This window comes from Hydrogenovibrio sp. (assembly GCF_965140365.1).
GTDB lineage: Bacteria > Pseudomonadota > Gammaproteobacteria > Thiomicrospirales > Thiomicrospiraceae > Hydrogenovibrio.
In genome coordinates, this window is record NZ_OZ223196.1 from 2239685 (window position 1) to 2259426 (window position 19742).

14 protein-coding genes are annotated in these 19742 nt (G+C 51.0%); 8 read left to right on the plus strand and 6 right to left on the minus strand.

What is annotated here, in order from left to right; translation table 11 throughout:
* Positions 1–7: 7 nt before the first annotated feature.
* On the minus strand, positions 8–1843 hold the full coding sequence (gene recQ, locus AC0KH7_RS10610; RefSeq protein ID WP_472373240.1) for a DNA helicase RecQ: 1836 nt from the start codon (positions 1841–1843) through the stop codon (positions 8–10).
* A 161-nt stretch (positions 1844–2004) separates the two neighbouring features.
* The gene (locus AC0KH7_RS10615; RefSeq protein ID WP_472373242.1) at positions 2005–2370 is read right to left on the minus strand and encodes a hypothetical protein; all 366 of its coding nucleotides are present in this window, start codon (positions 2368–2370) and stop codon (positions 2005–2007) included.
* 176 nt (positions 2371–2546) lie between these two features.
* On the opposite strand from AC0KH7_RS10615, the gene AC0KH7_RS10620 reads away from it, so the two are divergent.
* Positions 2547–3626 (plus strand): SO_0444 family Cu/Zn efflux transporter, encoded by a 1080-nt coding sequence (locus AC0KH7_RS10620; RefSeq protein ID WP_472373244.1) that lies wholly within the window; start codon positions 2547–2549, stop codon positions 3624–3626.
* 63 nt (positions 3627–3689) lie between these two features.
* Here the strand turns inward: AC0KH7_RS10620 and AC0KH7_RS10625 are convergent, their stop codons facing one another.
* Positions 3690–4508, minus strand: a complete 819-nt coding sequence (locus tag AC0KH7_RS10625; protein ID WP_472373245.1) for a DUF2189 domain-containing protein — start codon at positions 4506–4508, stop codon at positions 3690–3692.
* A gap of 359 nt (positions 4509–4867) precedes the next feature.
* Between AC0KH7_RS10625 and AC0KH7_RS10630 the strand changes: the two genes are divergently transcribed.
* On the plus strand, positions 4868–6067 hold the full coding sequence (locus tag AC0KH7_RS10630; RefSeq protein ID WP_472373247.1) for a methyl-accepting chemotaxis protein: 1200 nt from the start codon (positions 4868–4870) through the stop codon (positions 6065–6067).
* A gap of 54 nt (positions 6068–6121) precedes the next feature.
* Here AC0KH7_RS10630 and AC0KH7_RS10635 read toward each other — a convergent pair whose 3' ends face one another.
* The 3 genes from AC0KH7_RS10635 to AC0KH7_RS10645 all read right to left on the minus strand — a co-directional run bounded on the left by AC0KH7_RS10635 (position 6122) and on the right by AC0KH7_RS10645 (position 11410).
* Positions 6122–9235, minus strand: a complete 3114-nt coding sequence (locus tag AC0KH7_RS10635; protein WP_472373249.1) for an efflux RND transporter permease subunit — start codon at positions 9233–9235, stop codon at positions 6122–6124.
* Complete coding sequence (locus AC0KH7_RS10640) at positions 9235–10353, minus strand: efflux RND transporter periplasmic adaptor subunit (RefSeq protein ID WP_472373251.1); 1119 nt, start codon at positions 10351–10353, stop codon at positions 9235–9237. Before AC0KH7_RS10640 ends, AC0KH7_RS10635 begins: the two co-directional genes overlap by 1 nt.
* A gap of 151 nt (positions 10354–10504) precedes the next feature.
* Positions 10505–11410: a LysR family transcriptional regulator gene (locus tag AC0KH7_RS10645; protein WP_472373253.1), complete on the minus strand. Its 906-nt coding sequence runs from the start codon at positions 11408–11410 to the stop codon at positions 10505–10507.
* A 159-nt stretch (positions 11411–11569) separates the two neighbouring features.
* On the opposite strand from AC0KH7_RS10645, the gene AC0KH7_RS10650 reads away from it, so the two are divergent.
* The 6 genes from AC0KH7_RS10650 (at position 11570) to AC0KH7_RS10675 (ending at position 19673) form a co-directional block, all read left to right on the plus strand.
* Positions 11570–12412, plus strand: coding sequence for a pirin family protein (locus tag AC0KH7_RS10650; protein WP_472373255.1), 843 nt, complete (start codon positions 11570–11572; stop codon positions 12410–12412).
* Between the two features lie 207 nt (positions 12413–12619).
* Positions 12620–13129 carry a DsrE family protein gene (locus AC0KH7_RS10655; RefSeq protein ID WP_472373257.1) on the plus strand — a complete coding sequence of 170 codons (510 nt, stop codon included), beginning with the start codon at positions 12620–12622 and terminating at the stop codon, positions 13127–13129.
* A 338-nt stretch (positions 13130–13467) separates the two neighbouring features.
* Positions 13468–14064, plus strand: coding sequence for a TRAP transporter small permease subunit (locus AC0KH7_RS10660; protein ID WP_472373259.1), 597 nt, complete (start codon positions 13468–13470; stop codon positions 14062–14064).
* Positions 14064–15437: a TRAP transporter large permease gene (locus AC0KH7_RS10665; RefSeq protein WP_472373261.1), complete on the plus strand. Its 1374-nt coding sequence runs from the start codon at positions 14064–14066 to the stop codon at positions 15435–15437. The genes AC0KH7_RS10660 and AC0KH7_RS10665 overlap by 1 nt, the downstream gene beginning before the upstream one ends.
* A gap of 97 nt (positions 15438–15534) precedes the next feature.
* The gene (locus AC0KH7_RS10670; RefSeq protein ID WP_472373263.1) at positions 15535–17649 is read left to right on the plus strand and encodes a sensor domain-containing protein; all 2115 of its coding nucleotides are present in this window, start codon (positions 15535–15537) and stop codon (positions 17647–17649) included.
* A gap of 323 nt (positions 17650–17972) precedes the next feature.
* Positions 17973–19673, plus strand: a complete 1701-nt coding sequence (locus tag AC0KH7_RS10675; RefSeq protein ID WP_472373265.1) for a DEAD/DEAH box helicase — start codon at positions 17973–17975, stop codon at positions 19671–19673.
* The last annotated feature ends 69 nt before the right edge of the window (positions 19674–19742 follow it).

The following is a 19742-nucleotide window of genomic DNA, read 5'->3' on the forward strand; positions in this document are numbered from 1 at the left end:
AAAGCCGTCATTCAAATTGCCGTAACTGATTTAAAAATTCAAACCCATAACGGGCCAGCTTGCTGTCGCCAACACCGCTGATCGCCAACAGTTCCGCATCGGTTTTCGGCAAACGTTGCGCCATTTCAATCAAGGCGGCATCCCCAAAAACTTGATAGGCGGGGCGTTCTTCACTGTCGGCAATGTCTTTACGCAAACGCCGCAGCGTTTCGAAACGTTCCAATTCGATGCGGGATAAATCCGCTTTTTGCTGTTTTCCACCAGGCCTGGTGGATTTTCCGATTTGAACGCGCGGCTTGGCCAGCTGCAAAGTCACTTGGCTTTTCAGAACCTCACCGGCTTTTTCGGTCAGTCGCAATACGGAATAATGTTGGATATCCTGAATAAGGTACCCCAAGTGAATCAATTGCCGCAGAATATTGTCCCATTCCGCCGCCGAATATTCGCGGCCAATGCCATAGGTGCTCAATTGCTGATGATTTAACTGACGAATCCGTTCGTTATCCAACCCACGCAGCACATCCACGACATGGCGCAAGCCATACCCCTGCCCGACTCGATACACGCAGGAAAGCACTTTTTGTGCTGCGACAGTGGCATCGAAAAACGCCGGCGGATTCAAACAGATATCGCAATTACCGCAATCTTGATCCGTGCCTTCGCCGAAATAGTTCAGAAGCACTCGGCGGCGACAGGTCTGAGACTCGGCAAAATCCACCATGCTGTTAAGCTTAAACCCTTCCACGCGCCGTTGATGCTCATCCGGCTGATTTTCCACAAAATGGCGTGCCGTCACCACATCCTGTGCGCCATACAGCAGCAAGGCCTCGGACTCCAGGCCGTCCCGCCCGGCGCGGCCGGTTTCCTGATAATACCCTTCAATGTTTTTTGGCAAATCGTAATGCACCACAAAACGTACATTCGGCTTATCAATGCCCATACCAAACGCCACCGTCGCCACAACGATATCGACTTCGTCCCGCATAAAACGCTGATGCACCCTGTGACGAATTTCGCCCGGCAAGCCCGCATGGTACGCTTGAGCAGCAAAACCATTTTCCTGTAACTGCAAAGCCACTTCTTCTACCCGTTTGCGACTGAGGCAATACACAATACCGCTTTCCTGCCCGGTGCCGCGTGCCTCTAAAAAATGCAGCAACTGCTTCATCGGTTGGCGTTTGGCCAGCACGGTGTAACGGATATTCGGTCGGTCAAAACTACTGACATGCACTTTAGGTTCTTGCAGTTGCAGACGTTGCAATATGTCCTGACGCGTGGCGTCATCGGCGGTGGCCGTCAACGCAATAAACGGCACTTGCGGGAAATAGGTGCGAAGCTGGCCGATTTGTCGATATTCCGGCCGAAAATCGTGCCCCCACTGCGAAACACAGTGTGCTTCGTCGATGGCGAATAAGGCCATTGGCAATTGCTGCAACTGTTGCAAAAAAGACGTGTTAAAAAGGCGTTCCGGCGAGACATACAGCAAATCCAACTGCCCGGTGTGCAACTGCATCAGCACTTGATCGGCAGTCTGGACATCCAGCGTGGAATTGTAATAGGCGGCCTTGACGCCATTCGCTTTCAAGGCCTCAACCTGATCCTGCATCAGCGCTATCAACGGCGACACCACTATGGCCGTTCCCGCCCGAATCATGGCGGGAATCTGGTAGCACAAAGACTTGCCGCCGCCAGTGGGCATCAGCACAAAGCAATCCTGTCCGGCCAGCACATCATCAATGATACTGGCCTGGTGTGAACGAAACGCTTCGTACCCAAAAACGCTTTGCAGCACGTTTAATGGCGTTTTAACCGAACCGGAGGCCGCCGTTTGCGGTGCTGTCATAATGGGGAGTCACATAATACGAAAAGATTCATGCCGCGTATTTTACAGAAATCCACTCACGGAAAAGCAAGAGTTAAAAAGAGTTTTGGGGTTGCTCAATTTCCAGTTGAATGTTTATGGGTCATGTCACTCAAAAACCGTCATGCATAAGCCCATAACCACTAGTCCTTTAAGAGGTTGGCGAGCGCCACATAAATCACGACGAAATACATGACCAGGTAGGCGATTTCCCAAACCCACTGACGATTCAATGTTTTCAATCGCGCATGCCAATACACAGAAAACTTAGCCAGTATCGCCGAGACTAAAGCCACTAACAACACCATCATAAACAGCTGACTGGACGCCGCTTGCATTTTAGCGGTGAACAGAAGATATACAAACACCAGCAGGACAAAAGCATACAAAAAATACAGCACCAAAAACTCGCGCTTATCTTGAACCAACTTGTAAAAAGCGAAAGATAACCCGTAGGCCACGGCCGCCAATATCACCAAAAGCAATGCACTACTCAAATCAAGAAACATACTTTTTTCACCTAACGAAACACCAACTCCATGCGTATAAATTACCACACCCTTTTTTAAAAAATAAAAATAAAACGTATTTTTATTTACAATACAAATAAATTGATTGGACACTTAACGAATAACCGATTAACGTTTGCCGGAATATCTTTATCGCTCTCTTACAAGGAAGGCTTATGAGTTTGCTGGATCATTTTCTATCTTTGGCACTGGAATCCGCACCTTGGCTAATACTCGGCTTGATACTCGGCGGCCTTATGAAAGCCTTGCTACCAACCGATTTTCTGAATAAGCACCTTAAACGCAACTCCTTGGGAAGCGTCGGCAAAGCCACTCTGCTTGGCGCGCCTCTGCCGCTATGCTCCTGTGGCGTGGTGCCGGCGGCCGTCGGATTACGTCAGGCCGGCGCCTCCAAATCGGCCACCGTTTCGTTTTTGATTTCCACGCCGGAAACCGGTGTGGATTCCATCAGCGTCACCTATGCCCTGATGGGGCCTGTCATGGCCGTGGTCCGTGCCATCAGCGCACTCGGTTCGGCCTTTTTTACCGGCTTACTGGTTTTGCTATTCGACCACTCCACAAAAACCGATGCGTCCTCGACACCTGATTCAGAATGTAATCAGGCCCCTTCCAGCTGTTGCAGCCATGACCAACCGACCTCTTCAAACGGATGTTGTTCGACCTCACCGCCTGCGACTTCCAGCGTTTTCACGTCCGCCGTTCAGGGGTTACGCTACGCTTTTAATGACATGTTGGCGGACATCATTGGTTGGCTAACGCTGGGTTTGGTCTTTGCCGCCGCCGTCCAAACCTATCTACCGCCGGACTTCCTGACGCAATGGGGTTCCGGTCTGCTGGCCATGATTATCATGCTGCTGATCGGCATACCGATGTATGTGTGTGCCACCGCATCCACTCCGATAGCCGTTGGGCTGATTCTGGCCGGAATTTCACCCGGTGTGGCGCTGGTGTTTTTATTATCGGGCCCGGCCACCAACATCGGCACACTGGGAATCATCGCCAAACTGCTGGGCCGCCGCACCATGTGGCTCTATCTCTTCGGCACGGTTTTCTCCGCTTTAGCGGCCGGGCTATTGTTTGACGGCCTTTTAAACCATTGGAACTGGAACCTCACCGCCACGATGCAAGCCCATCACGACACGCTACCGCTTTGGCTACAAACCGTTTGCTTGTTGGTCCTCCTGTTCGCGGCCATCAACATCGCTTTCCAAAAGTGGCGTGCCTCAAGTCACTGACACAAAAAAGCCCTTCCGAAGAAGGGCCGTTTGGCACGATGGGGCGAATAAGACCAGGCCTGGTCATTCTTCCTGTTCCACCTCGACCAAGTCGTTAAAGGCATGCCAACTGGCGTAGCCGAGTAACGGCATGATAACCACCATCGCCACACCGGCGGTGGCCACACCAATACTGACCAAGAGACCTAAGGTCAACGCCCAAACCAACATCACACCTTTATTTTCCATGGTCACTTTATAGCTCATAATCATCGCTTGGATAAAGCCAACTTTGCGGTCCGACAGCATCATCGGAATCGTCACCACACTGATGGCGAATACAAACGCAGCCACAAAGGCTCCAACAATAAAGAAGAGCGTCAAAAATTCCATCCCCGCTTCCGACATCAGGAAGCCAAGGACGCCCATATCTCTTTCCACAATCAATAAAGATTGCGACTTAACCACGGCGACCAGCAAACCGGAAATCCGCGTCCATACTGACACCAGTACAGCCAAAGACACCGCAAACAAAGCAATATTCGTCAGATTGCTTTTCCAGGCCAACATGGATTGAATCAAATCCGGCTTTCGCCCTTGTTCCAATTGCTGAGCAATCGAATAGAGCCCAGTCGCCAGGAAAGGCGCAATCATCACCACGGATGTCGCCAAAGCAAACAGAAGAAACGGCGTTTGACGGAAGGTGGCGACCATGGCCAGAATGAAAAACAACATCATCAAGCCGTAGAATAACGAAGCCAAAGGGGCATGAGCGATATCCATCCACCCTTTTTTCAACCAACTACCGACCTGACTGATTTGAACGTTTTTGGAAATGAGATGTTCGCCCGAAGGCATATACACATCATAACGATGGGCATGAGTTGAGGCTACATGTGGCATAACTCCCTCCTTGTCAACAGACATAATTCGGGCACTCATTGCCTAGGCTGTGAATGTCAAACCGAGCAAAACGGCCCTTTGACCTAAAACACACCGGCGCTCTACTTCAGCAAAACGCTCGGCGCGCTGAACGATTTAAATAAACACGATGTTATTTAAGTACTTGACTCCATCTTAAGGTTATTAGGCGATTTTTCAAATGAATATTTGTTAGCATTGTCACTCAATCAATAGACAATTAGTAATATAATCAACTACTAATACGAATTACGATTGACACACCCCATAGAACAAACACATTTTGGCAATGAAATTGCTTACCTGTTTTCAGGTTCAATTACGACACGGATGATCAAGTTATGCTTTTTTGGAACAATCAAAAACCCAGCATTCTACGGCGAATGTTCACAGCCTTTATCGCTTTCGGCGTTTTTATGGGCATTTCCTTCCCGGTTTTTGCCCATTTGTTCGTTGAGTGGAAACCCGGCATGCTGGGTTGGTTCGTCTTATCCTGCATTCTGGCGGGCATCAGTATTGGGCTTTTCAATTATTGGCTGCTGAATCTGATGTTATTGAATCGCCTCAAACGCATTGGTGAAGTCGCCAACGCCATCAGCAATAACGACGTATCACACAAATGCAGTCTTGTCAGCCATGACTTTATTGGTGACATGGCCCACAGCTTTAACCTCATGTCCGGCAATTTGCGCAACATGATCAGCCGTATCGCCGAAGTCTCCACCAAATTGAACCAATCGGCCGAGCAGATGGTACACGTGACGCACGAAACGCAAAACAGCATCAACCAACAGCAACAAGGCACGGAAATGGTGGTATCGGCCATCAACAACATGAGCCACACAGTCACCGAAATGACCAATAACAGTTTTGCAGCTTCCGAGGCGGCCGAAAAAGCCAATACGGCGACTCAAGACGGTTCCAAAGTCGTACTGGACACGGTCTCCGCCATTCAAAAACTGGCCGACGAAGTCGAGCAGACGGCTTACGCGATTCAAAATTTAAAAGAAGACAGTGAAAACATTGCCACCGTACTGGATGTCATCAAAGACATTGCCGAACAAACCAATCTATTGGCGCTGAACGCGGCGATTGAAGCCGCCCGCGCCGGTGAAAACGGCCGAGGGTTTGCCGTGGTCGCCGATGAAGTACGAACGTTGGCCAGCAAGACACAAGAATCGGCTAAAAAAATCGAATCCATGATCGCCAACTTGCAAAACGCGGCTCAGCAAGCCGTGGACATTATGAATCAAGGGCGAGAACAAGCCAACAACAGCGTCACCAAAGCCAATGAAGCCGGGCGCTCGCTGGAGTATATTGCCACTGCGGTCAAAACCATCACCGATATGAACATTCAGATTGCCAATTCCGCCGCGACACAACGTAACCAAACCGATGTGGTTAACGACAGTGTTAGCCAGATTCGCGAAACGGCCGACACGGTCGCGCAAGGCGCGGCTAAAACCGACCAGGCCAGTAAAGAAGTGGATCACTTTGCCATCCAGCTTTCCGAACTGATCGGTCAGTTTAAAACCCGCTAACCTCGACTTTCGCGTCTCGCCTTTTACGAAATTTGACCAGGCCTGACGTGGCGTTTAACGCCCCTTTTCAGCTTGTTCCGATAGGGCCGATTCCAATTCATGGGTTTTCGCCAATGGCGAACCGGTATTGCGGGCAATCAGCCCGTAAGCCACCGGAATCACAAATAAGCTCAGCAAAGTGGAAAACGCCACGCCCCACAACAGAACGTACCCCAAAATCTGACGAGTTTCCGACCCGGCCCCTTCCGATAAAATTAACGGAACCGTTCCGGCACACGTAGTAAAGGCCGTCATCAAAATCGGCCGCAGACGCAATTGCGTAGCGGAAACAATTGCCGCATAGAACGACATCCCCTTATCCCGAAGTTGGTTGGCAAATTCCACAATCAGGATACCGTTTTTGGTTGCCAACCCCAACAGAAGCACTAACGCAATCTGGCTGTAAATATTCAGGCTCATGCCATAGAACAGCAAAGCAAAAATGCCCCCGGCAAACGCCAACGGCACCGTCAGCATGATGACAAACGGCTGAAGAAAACTCTCAAACTGCGCCGCCAACACTAGGAACACGACCACCAAACCGAAGATGAACACAAAATACAACGAATTGGACGATTTCTGGAAATCCCGCGATTGACCTTTATAGTCAATCGTAGCCTTGGCCGGCAGAGTTTCTCGGGCCAGCCCGTTTAAGTAGGCCAAAGCATCCCCCAAAGAATAGCCATCCACCAGATTGGCCGATAAGGTCACCGAGCGTACCCGGTTATAACGGTTCAAGGTCGACGCGGAAGCATCTTCCTTTAAAGACACTAAATTCGACAAAGGAATCATCTGAGAACCGTCGTCCGAACTCAGGTAAATCTGATTCAAATCCTTTGGCGACTGGAACCATTTCGGATCCGCTTTCAAGAGGATGTCATACTCTTCGCCGTTATATTCAAAAGTCGTCGCTTTTTTCGACCCCAGCAAAACCTGCAAGGCTTCCGAAACCTCTTCATGCGAAATGCCCAACGCTCGTGCTTTGGCATAATCCACTTTCAGACGTAATTGCGGTTTGGTCGGTTGATAATCCCAATCCAGACCGGTCAAGCCCGGATTGGTTTTTTCAATCGCTTCATCCATCAGACCTTTCCACGCCTCCAGCTCTTCATAACTGGAGCCGCCAATGACGAACTGAACCGGTTTTTGAATACGGCCACCGATACTGGAACGCATCACCGGAATCGCTTTGACACCGGACAAATCCGATAAATCCTTGCGCACCGCCTGCATGATGTCAAAACCGTTTCGTCGCTTCGCCCAATCTTCTAGAACGACGATGACAAAACCGGAATTAAACACCTCGCTGTTACTGAAAGAACGCGGTGCCCGCACAATCAAACGCTTGGCCTCGCCATTTTCCACCAACGGCATCAACCGGCTTTCGATTTCCGTCATATAACTTTGCATATAATCAAAGGTCGCACCTTCCGGCCCTTTCACCATCACGAAAAAGACCCCGCGATCCTCTTTCGGCACATATTCCTGCGGCACCTTCTGGGCGGAATAAACTAAAGCGATCAGCACCGCCACAAACACCAAACCAACCCAAATGGGATGACGCATATTCTGAATCAAAAATTTCTTAAAGAAATGATGGTTTGACCAGCCTAAACGGGCACGGCCAGGCCGGATAGTTTTCTTAGGTTTAGCCGGCTTGAGAATATTGGACGCCAAAGCGGGCGACAAGGTCAGCGCCACCCAACTGGAAAACAGCACCGCCACCGCCAAGGTGATGGCAAACTCGGAAAAGAGTCGACCGATATTGCCCTCCAAGAAACCAATCGGTAAGAATACCGCCACTAAGACGATGGTGGTGGCAATCACCGCAAACCCGACCTGACGCGTTCCCAAATAGGCCGCGGCAATCGGGCGATACCCCATGTCCAGATGCCGTTGGGTGTTTTCCAACACGACAATGGCATCGTCCACCACCAAACCGATGGCCAACACCAACGCCAGCAACGTCAGCAGGTTGACGGAAAAGCCTAACATCCACAGAACCCAGAAGGTGGCGATTAACGACACCGGCAAGGTCACGGCAGGCACCAACGCCGCCCGCACATTTTTCAGGAACACCAGCATCACCAACACCACGAGTCCGAGCGCAATGAACAAGGTTTTATACACTTCATTAACCGCTTCCTGTACAAACACCGAGGCATCGTAACTGTCTTTCAACTCCAAACCCTCTGGCAAGGATTCATTCACCAGGTCTTTACGTTCTCGCGCCAGCCGCGCCACACTCAATGTATTGGCATTGGACTGTTTGATAATGCCGATACCGACCATCGGCATCCCATTGCCCTTGAAGAAGCGACGGCGTTCAATCGCGCCCATATAAACGTTGGCCACGTCCTGCAGGGTAATCTGTCCGATTTGCGAACTTTGTTTGATGATCAGGTCTTTGAAATGCTCAACGGTTTGCAGCGGCTTATCGGCCTGCAAGGTCAGCATAATGTGTTGCCCCTGCACCGAGCCGACCGGCAACTCCACATTCGAAGCACGAATCTGTGCTTCGATTTCCGAAGCGGTCACGCCGTACTCGGCCATTTTTTTCGGATTCAGCCAAATCCGCAATGCAAAAGACTGCCCGCCCCCGATGCGCACGCGCGCCACGCCGTCCAGCACCGAAAAGCGGTCGATAATGTACCGTTCGGCAAAATCGGTCAGTTCCGGAATGGTCATGCTGTCGCTGGCCAAGTTAAACCACATGATCGGACTTTCGTCGCCATCGACTTTTTCCACCTCCGGCGGATCGGCCTGCTCCGGTAGATTATCCGCAATGCGCGACACCCGATCACGAATATCATTGGCGGCGGCATCGATATCCCGATTAATACTGAACTCCACCGTGATTCTAGACCGCCCATCCGAAGACTCGGAGGACATATACTCAATACCGGAAATCCCGGCAATACGGTCTTCGATGCGCTTGGTGATACGGCTTTCCACCACTTGAGCCGAGGCGCCGAGATAAGTGGTATCAATCGTCACCACCGGGGGATCGACATTCGGGTATTCGCGCAAGCTCATGCGATCAAACGCCATCATCCCAACCGCCAGCAGCAGCAACGACACCACCGTCGCCAGCACAGGGCGTTTAATCGAGGTATCCGACAACCACATTAGCGTTCACCCGCAGACTGGGACGATGTTTTTTTCAATAACTCCGACTGAGGTTGTCCTGCCTGCACCGCTTTGATCGTCACCGAACGATTCGGGGAAATGCCCATTAAACCTTGGCTAATAATCCGGTCACCCTCACTCAAGCCACTGACCACTTGCGTCATGCGATTCCGCCGTTCGCCGGTTTCAATTTCAACCCGCTCCAGCCGAAAGACATTCGGCTTGGCCCCTGGCACAAGGCGGTACACAAATTGACGATCCCCTAGCATTAAAATGGCGGTATTCGGTACCATCAGCTGCGCCTGTGACGGCAATTGAATAAACGCCTGAACCATCATCTGACTTTTCAGTTCCCCTTTCGGGTTATCCACCATCGCACGTGCCTTCACCATTCGAATGGTTTCCTCCACCCGCGGCGCAATCGCTTCCAGGACGCCATGAAAACGGCGCCCTGGATAAGACGTCGATTCAATTTCAACCTTTTGTCCGACCTTAAAATCCTGCAAATAGCGACTCGGCAACAACAAATCCAACCGCATTTGACGCGTATCATCCAGAGACACGATCTTGGTACCCGGCTGCACCAGCGCACCGACACTGATATTACGCAATCCGACCTGCCCGGCAAAGGGTGCATAAATACGCCGATCGGCAATTTGCGCCTGAATCACCTTGCGCTTCGCTTCGGCGGTTTTCCACTGACGGTAACGTTCATCAACCAGCGAACGAGTCACCGTGCCGCGCCCTTCGATTTCTTTCACCCGGTCATACTGACGCTTGGCTTCTTCGGCGGCCTCATTGGCTTCTTCCAACAACGCGAATTCTTCTTCAGCATTCAATTCCACCAATAACTGGCTTTTCCGGACCTGTTCACCATCCGAAAAATGCAACGCTTTCACCCGCTCGGTGACATTCGCGGCAATATCGACGGATTCTTTAGACTCCAGCCGACCCAGCACCTGCAGATCAACCGGGATAGTGATGCGCTTCACGTCATAAGCGATAATCGGCACCGGCGGTTTTTTCGCTTTTTTCGCTTCTTTCATGGGGGCTTCATTCGCCCACACCGCCGAAGCCGATAAGCAAGAAACCAGAAATAATAAAACTGTTCGACGCATGTATTTCGCCTTTATCAAAAACTGCGATTAGTTAAGAGAGCTTTGAGTGTAAAGCGCTCTATGAAAATTCAGGTTATATTATGCCGGGAAAGGACAAATGATTATGAAAATAAAATGCAATTACAATGCTTTCTCATGCATTCATGGATCATTACAGCTGATCCCAATAAGCATTGTTGCCGAAGCGCTCCACCAAAAAATCAATCAGAGTGCGGGCTTTTTGCGACAAAAAACGGTTTTGCGGATAGACCGCATAGGCGGCCACCGGCGGAATCTCATAGTCGGTCATAATCGGCACCAGTTCACCTTTCGCCAACGCTTTCCAGGCAATAAAAGTTGGCTGCAACACAATGCCGTGGCCGGATTTGGCCATATTCAACAGAAAATGTCCGTTATTGGAAAAGAGGCGCCCATCAAGATTTAAATGATGTTCCTGTCCGTCCGGCCCGACCAAAACCCAACTCATCGCGGTTTTGGAGCCGTAACGCAACACCTGATGCTGCTTCAACTCGGAGGCGGTTTTCGGTACGCCATGTTCCTCCAAATACGCGGGGCTGGCACAGAGTACAAAACGAATGGGCGTAATTTTGCGCGCCTGAATCGTCGAATCTTTTAAATCCGTGATGCGAAATGCCACATCAAACCCTTCTTCCACCAAATCCACTTCGCGATCGGAAAAGTCGATCTGCATCGTCAGTTTCGGATGCTGACTGGCGAACTCATCCAGTAACGGCGATAAATGTTCCAGCCCGAACGACAGCGGCAAGGCCAAACGCAAATTACCTTCCAGGTTATTTTTTTGTTCCCGCGTGACCTGGTTCATTTCCGTGACCGCGTCCATCACATTCAACGCGCGCTGATAATACAACTGGCCGGCATCCGTTAAACTGGACTTGCGCGTGGTGCGTTGAATGAGTTTGGTTTCCAGGCGCGACTCCAAATCCGCCAGACGGCGACTGACCGCCGACTTGGCCAAATTCAACTGTTCCGCCGCCTTACCGATTCCGCCGGATTCCACCACCCGAATAAACACCTGAATGTCTTCTAATTGTCCCATTTTGATCAATTCTCCAAACAGATTTTCCAAAATTGTTCACATAACCAGAACACTGTTTTTGAATTCTGGCGGTTTTTCCAAATGAAATCAAGCGGTAATCTATACCCAATGGTTCCGCTCAGTACGGACAACATCACACACACACTGGAGAAGAAGATTATGTCACACACCAAAGAAGTGAGTCAGATTACCCGAGGCATGCCGGCCTCGGACGGCGCAGGCGTGCGCCTGACTCGGCTAATCGGCAATCCGCAACTGAAAGACCTCGACCCCTTTCTGATGCTGGACGCGTTCGAATCGGACAACCCGGACGATTACATCGCCGGTTTCCCGCCGCATCCCCACCGCGGATTTGAAACCGTGACCTATTTATTACACGGGCGAATGCGCCATAGTGACAACCAAGGCAACGAAGGGGTGGTTGAACCTGGCGGCATTCAGTGGATGACCGCCGGGCGCGGCGTCATCCACTCGGAAATGCCGGAACAGGAAAACGGCCTGTTACAAGGCTTCCAGCTTTGGATCAATTTGCCGTCCCACGCCAAAATGACCAAACCGGGCTATCAGGATTTCAGCCCCGAAGACGTGCCGGTGGAAACCTGGGAAAACGGCACCGAAGTCCGCGTCGTCACCGGCACCACCGAGCGTGGCACCGTCGGACCGGTGAAAAACGATTACGTGACGCCCACCTATTTCGATGTCAGCCTCACAGCGAACGCGGAATTTGTGCAGGCACTGGAAAACGGCCACCACAGTTTCATTTATCTGATTGAAGGCCGGGTCTATGTCGGCGACAAAAAGACCGCCGTGAGCCAAGGCCAATTGGCGGTACTGACAGACGGTGACCGGGTTCAACTGCGGGCAAACGACAAGCCCGCACGTTTCCTGCTGGTTTCTGCCCAACCATTGAAAGAGCCGATTGCCCGCGGCGGGCCGTTTGTGATGAACACCCAAGCCGAACTGCAACAGGCGTTCGATGATTTTCGCAATAACCGCTTTTAAAATGCGGTCAAAATCCACATTGGTTTCACAATCACACAAAGCCCGATAAACCGCCAGGCCTGGCGGTTTATCGCCTTCAAGCCTCCCTTATCTGTTTTGGCGAAGACTGGACTTTCATGCCCAATATCTCTAGTCTGAGAGGACACGCTTTCAACAGCGAATTAAAACAACTGAAACAACAAGACAACAACGGTTACGGAGCTTTCCATGAAAACGATTTTCCTTCTTCCTCAACGCCTGATGCAACTCCTTCTCGTGGCGGCGGCCAGTGTCGCTTTAGCTTTCAGTCCGGTTTCACAGGCCGCAGACGATGGTGCCAAGGTGGTTTACCATGTGGACTTCAAAGATCCGACACGCTATTCCGCCACCCTAACGTCCATCAACAACATCATCAACTATTACGAATCCGAACTGATGGAGCCGGAAATACATTTGGTGTTTGTTGGGTACGGCTTGCGCTTCACCACCGACAACGACTTGAAAGGCACGCCTTATGAAGCCGATAAGGCTTTAAAAGAACGTCGTGCAGAGTTAAAAGGGCGATTAGACGCCTTAATGAACGTCCGCAACGTCAAGGTCCATTTATGCGATAAAACCCGTGGCGAAGTCGGCCTCGACCCGTCAAAAGTCTATTCGGGTATTGAGTTGACACCGTCCGGCGTCGCCAAAATCGCCATCCTGCAAAGCGAAGGGTTTGCCTATTTGAAAATTCAATAGTTTCCTCCAGCAACGGAGTGAGGCATCGTAATTCAAACCTCCGTTGTTTTTTTCTTTTCCCTCTGCCCTCTGTTGGGCCGAAGGACTTCCTTGTCCGCAACCCCGCTCCAACCGGCTTTTTCCACCCGATAATTGCGCCTTTTACTCCCTTTAGGGTAGAATAGCCCGAATTTGCTTATAGAAGAGAACGTTACACGAGATGGTGACACGGATAAAAATACGCCCCTCTCCATGCAACGCTCTCAAATGAACCAACTAGGAACCAACTAGCGCCCTTCTTCAACGCTGACCGGGCCGGTTGTTTTTTTGATTTTTCCCTAAGAACCAATGAGTTCGACATGACAGACTTACCGGCTTCAAGCGCTCTGCCCACGGCATTGGTGCGTTTTATTCAACGACAGAACCAACTGCAACAAACCATCGGACACGCCTTTGCCTGGCTGGCGCTGACATTGGTGCTCCTATCCGCTTTTGTGGTTGTGTACCGTTACGGCTTCAACAGCGGCTCCATCGCCTTACAGGAAACCATTCTCTATAATCACGCCATCTTTTTCATGATGGGCATGGCTTACACCTTGCAGCAAGGCGGTCATGTTCGAGTGGATGTGTTCTATACCCGCATGAGCGAAAACCGCCAGGCCTGGGTGAATTTGATTGGTAGCCTGGCATTGGCTTTACCGTCCATGCTCTTTATTTTTTGGGTCAGTTGGGATTACGTTGCCGGAAGCTGGGCCGTTCTGGAAGGCTCCTCCGAAGCCGGAGGCTTGCCGTTCCTGTACATTCTGAAAAGCTTCATTTTAATCATGGCCACCTTGATGACCTTGCAGATTCTCGCCAATGCCGTTGAAGCCTATTTGAAACTGTTCCAAAACCAGCAACCGGTGGTCATCGACTGGTTCCGTCACCGCGAACCGGAACACGAGGAGAAACTGTAATGGAATTCCTCGCATTATTGCTGTTCGCTTTGATTTTCATCGCCCTGATGATGGGCTTTCCGGTCGCCTTAACGCTCTCCGGCGTCTCGTTGATTTTTGCCTTGATCGCCGTCCAATTCGGCTGGTTTGACCTGGCCTTTTTGCAAAGCATTCCCAACCGTATATTCAGCATTATGACCAATCCAACGCTGACGGCGGTGCCGCTATTCGTCTTTATGGGGATTATGCTGGAAAAATCCAAATTGGCCGAACAACTGCTCGGCACCATGGACGAAGTCATGCGCGGCTTCCGCGGCGGACTTGGGCTGTCGGTCATTCTGGTCGGTGCGCTTTTAGCGGCCAGCACCGGCATCGTCGGCGCGACCGTTGTCACCATGGGATTACTGGCCTTACCGACCATGCTGAAACAAGGCTATTGCCCGAAACTCGCCACCGGCACCATCTGCGCCGCCGGCACGCTGGGGCAGATTATTCCGCCCTCCATCATTTTGATTCTGCTGGGCGACGTTTTGTCCTCGGCTTATCAACAGGCTCAATTGGAACAAGGCATTTTCTCACCGGAAACCCTCTCGGTTGGCGACCTGTTTGTGGGCGCGCTTTTCCCAGGCATGTTGCTGGTGGTGCTGTATATGGCGTATGTGTTCGCCATGGCGGTCTTCCGCCCCCACACGGTGCCGGCCGATGCGAATGCCACGATTCCGCCAGGCCTGGGTAAACGCGTCATTACCAGCTTGATTCCGCCGCTGGCGTTGATTGTGTTGGTATTAGGGTCGATTCTCGGCGGCTTTTCCACGCCGACCGAAGCGGCTTCACTCGGCGCCTTGGGCGCAATGCTGCTGGCTGCCGCCAAAAAGCGTTTGAACTTGCAACGCCTCCAGGAAGTCATGCGCGGCACTTTGCAGGTGTCGAGCATGATTTTCTTGATTTTCATCGGCGCGGCCTTCTTCTCGCTGACCTTCCGCGGACTGGGTGGCGATGACTTGATGCATGACTTCCTCACCAACCTGCCCGGCGGCGTTTTCACCGCGGTATTGATGGTTATGGTGCTGATGTTCATCATCGGTTTTTTCCTCGACTTTATCGAAATCACCTATATCATCGTGCCGGTCGTGGCGCCAATTCTGTTTATGATGGGCGTCGACCCGATCTGGCTGGGCATTATGATTGCCATCAACTTGCAAACCGCCTTCCTAACCCCGCCGTTCGGGTTCGCACTGTTTTATTTACGGGGCGTCACCCCGCCGTCCGTCGCGACCATCGACATTTACAAAGGGGTGTTACCGTACATTTTGATTCAACTTTCGGTACTGGTCATGCTGGCGGTTTGGCCGGAGCTAGTCACCTGGTTACCGAGCGTAATTTATCAAGACTAAAAAAAGATTCTTGGTTTGGGTCAAAATACGCTATGATAAATGCTATTGAGACCCAATCACATTTGTTGCCCATTTATGAGAATGAAAGTCGAATCGAATGCAGCCCGCTGAACTCGAAGAAAGGCATTTAAAAGCCCTAAAACTTTCTCACCAGCAGACACTCGAAATCATCAATCGTTTCGAGCAAGGGGTTATTCTCTTCACCGCAGACGCCGATCCGATCCTTTTCAATGAAACCGTCAAACGGTATTACCCCGAACTGGATTCCTCCGAAGACGTTTTCAACGACATCGCTCTCTTTACCCAAAAACACCAAGGTCATCGTTTCGACTTGAAAACGTGGCTCAGGCAGCTGCACCAAAACGCCGAATCCCCCCATCAGCAGGTCTGGCTAAAAAGCCCGCAGTCCAAAACATCGATTCCGGTTCGGCTACAAGCCTACTGGATTGACCTGCACACCACCCCGCATATTTTATTGATTGTCTCCGACCAAACATTACATACCCAGGTCACGGCACAACGCAAATTGATGGAAGCCAGCTATGCCGGCCAGTTTGTCACCAATGCGCAAGGGTATATTCAACATCCGAATTTGGCCTTTTCCGGCTACACCGGACTGACGGCGGCTCAGTTAAACAAAATGACCTACATCGACTGGCTGCGCCAACAAGTGTCTTTCAAGGTGCCGTTTGAAAAAGTCATTTCCGCGCTCTTGAAAGAACATTTCTGGACCGGTGAAGTGCAGATTCACACGTCGGAAGAAAACGTTTTCTACGCCGTGCTCAGCCTGTCGATGATTCTTGATGCGGAAAAAAACATCGAGCACTTCGTCGGCCTGCTGCAAGACACCACCGACATCCGTGCGGCGCAAAACGAAATCCAACAGCTGGCCTACTTCGACAAACTGACCGGTTTGCCGAACCAGACTTTGTTGCACGACCGCATCGAACGCCTGCTACAACAAACCGATTCGGAAACGCCCTATCACGCCTTGTACCTCATCAGCCTGGATGGATTCAAATCCATCAACGACACCTTCGGCCATTGCACCGGCGACCAGTTGCTATTGCAAGTGGCCGACAAACTCAAACAAACCTTGCCGGAACAAGCCTTTCTGGCACGCGTCGGCGGCGGTAACTTCTCGATACTTTACCCCAGCCAGTCACAAGACGAAGCCCTCTCGAAGCAGGACATCGCCCGTTACACCGAATCCTTATTGGATTTAGTCGATGACCGCTACAAACTGGAAGACGGCTCGGTACACACCTCCGCCAGTATAGGCCTCTGCCCCTTCGCTTTAAACGATGCCACGCAATACGACAGCGATCAATTGACCCGCCACACCAATATGGCGATGTACGAAGCCAAGAAACTGGGCGGCAATCAGGCGTATTTGTTTGAAGACACCTTAATGCAACGCGCCAAGCGCCGTTTGGAGCTGATCGAAGCACTCAACCATTCCGAACTGGACGACGAGTTTCAAATGTACTTCCAGCCGCAGGTCAATCGCGAAGGGCGTGTCGTCTCCGCCGAAACCCTATTGCGCTGGTTCCACCCGACGCTTGGCCTCGTCTCGCCGGCCAAGTTTATTCCGGTGGCCGAAGAAGGCCGACAAATCATCAAAATCGGTCTTTGGGTGCTGCACAAAGCGTTTTTGCAAGCCCGCGCCTGGAACACCAAATATTGCGATATCCGCATTGCCATTAACGTCAGCCCGGTGCAATTCCACGAACAAAGCTTTATCGAGATGATTATCGGCCTCATTAAATTCACCCAGGTCAATCCGCACAACATCACACTGGAATTGACCGAAGGCGTCCTCATTAAAAACGCCAAGCTCGCCCTGCAAAAAATCCAACATCTGGTCAGTCTCGGTTTTGAAGTGTCGATTGACGATTTCGGCACCGGCTACTCATCCTTGAGCTACTTGCAAAAACTGCCGTTGCACGAATTGAAAATCGACAAAAGCTTCATTCGCGACGTGCCCGGCAACATCGACGACGAAGCCATTATCACCTCCATTATTCAACTGGCCGCAAGCAAACAACTCAAGATCGTCGCCGAAGGGGTCGAAACCCAACAACAGGCCGATTATCTGAACACCCTTCACCCGGACATTCTTCAGCAAGGCTATTTCTACGGCAAGCCGCTGCCCGCCGCAGACTTCGAAAAAGCCTTCGTCAAACCCCAAGCCAACAACAAAACCGCTTGAACCCAAACATTACCGAACATCGCGGTTTTCACCAGACCTGGCTATTTACGACTTTTCACCGCATTTTTCACCCACAACCCAAATAAAAACAGATATTTATTTCCATTTAAGGTAGAATGCCCGCTTCTTTGGAATCTTAACGATAAACATCCGGATTCCGATACTTTGATATGCCTGCCTGATCGTTATTCATTTTGAGATGTCCGCTTCAAGTCACATCTCATCTACTGGGGATTCGCAACTGAGATTGCAAACAGGGTGGCATTGATTCCGACTTTGCCCGAGAACAAACACAAAGTCGCCACCATGAAAAAGGAAACCTCATGAATACCGAGATCAAATTTGCCGATCTAGGGCTCTCTGCGCCCATTTTAAAAACCCTGACCGAAATTGGTTACGAAACCCCATCACCGATTCAGGCACAAGCCATTCCGGTTCTGCTGAAAGGCGGCGACATTCTGGGCATGGCCCAAACCGGTACTGGTAAAACCGCCGCTTTCGCTTTGCCGATTCTGTCGAATATCGATTTGAAACAGAAATCGCCGCAAGTGCTGGTGCTGGCGCCGACACGCGAACTGGCCATTCAGGTGGCCGAAGCCTTCCAAACCTTCTCGCGCGGCATCAAAGGCTTGCACGTTCTGCCGATTTACGGCGGCTCAGAATACGGCACGCAAATTCGCGCCTTGAAACGCGGCGTCCACGTGGTGGTGGGCACACCGGGTCGCGTCATGGACCACATTAAAAAAGGTACCCTGAAGCTGGATGAATTGAGCGCTATGGTGCTGGACGAAGCCGATGAAATGCTGCGCATGGGCTTTATCGACGACGTTGAATGGATTTTGAAACACACGCCGGATTCACGTCAAATCGCGCTGTTTTCCGCCACCATGCCGAAAGAAGTGCATCGCATTGCCAACACTTATTTAAAAGACCCGACCGAAGTCATTATCAAGCAAAAAAGTTCAACGGCCTCCACCATTGACCAAAAGTACTGGCTGGTCAGCGGTCTGCACAAATTGGATGCTTTGACTCGTATCCTGGAAGCCGAAACCTTCGACGGCATCATTATCTTCGTGCGCACCAAAACCGCCACAGTCGAGCTAGCTGAAAAATTGGAAGCTCGCGGTTATGCCGCCGCGGCCTTGAACGGCGACATCGCCCAAAACCAACGGGAACGCATCGTCGATCAATTGAAATCCGGCAAACTGGACATTTTGATTGCCACCGACGTTGTGGCGCGCGGATTGGATGTGGAACGTATCAGCCACGTCATCAACTACGACATTCCTTACGACAACGAATCCTACGTTCACCGTATCGGTCGAACGGGTCGTGCCGGTCGTAGCGGCACCGCCATTTTGTTTGTGGCCCCTCGTGAACGTCGCCTGTTACGTTCCATTGAAGCGTCCACCAAAAAGAAAATTCCGCAAATGGAACTGCCAACCGCCCAGGAAATCAACGATACCCGCATCGTGCGTTTTAAAGACAAAATCGTCGATTCGGCTCAGTCCAAAGATTTGGACTTCTATCAGAAAATGGTGGAAAGCATCGAAAGCGAGAACAACATTCCCGCCATCGAAATCGCCGCAGGCCTGGCCAAATTACTGCAAGGCGACGTACCTTTCTTTTTGGACGAAAAGCCCATTAAAAAAGCCGAATTCTCCGACCGAAACGACCGACCAAATCGTCGTGAAAAAGGCGAACGCAACCCGCGTGGACGTCGCCAAACACCGCCGAACGAAGGCATGGATCGTTTCCGTATCGAAGTCGGCCGTCAACATGGCGTCAAGCCGGGCAATATCATCGGTTGCATTGCCAATGAAGCCGGTTTGGACGGGGAGCATATCCAAAAGCTCAACATCGAAGACTCCTACAGTTTGGTAGACCTGCCCACTGAAATGCCGAAAGATATTTTCAACGATTTGAAAAAAGCTTGGGTCTGCGGTCAACAATTAAAAATTGCACGCATCAAAGACGTCGCGCACAGTGCCAAACGCCGTCTAAAACCCCGCAAAAAACATTAACCCTTTATTTTAAAAGGGGTTTTCTCCCCTCATTTTCAAACAACGGGCATCCACTTCTTTGATGCCTGT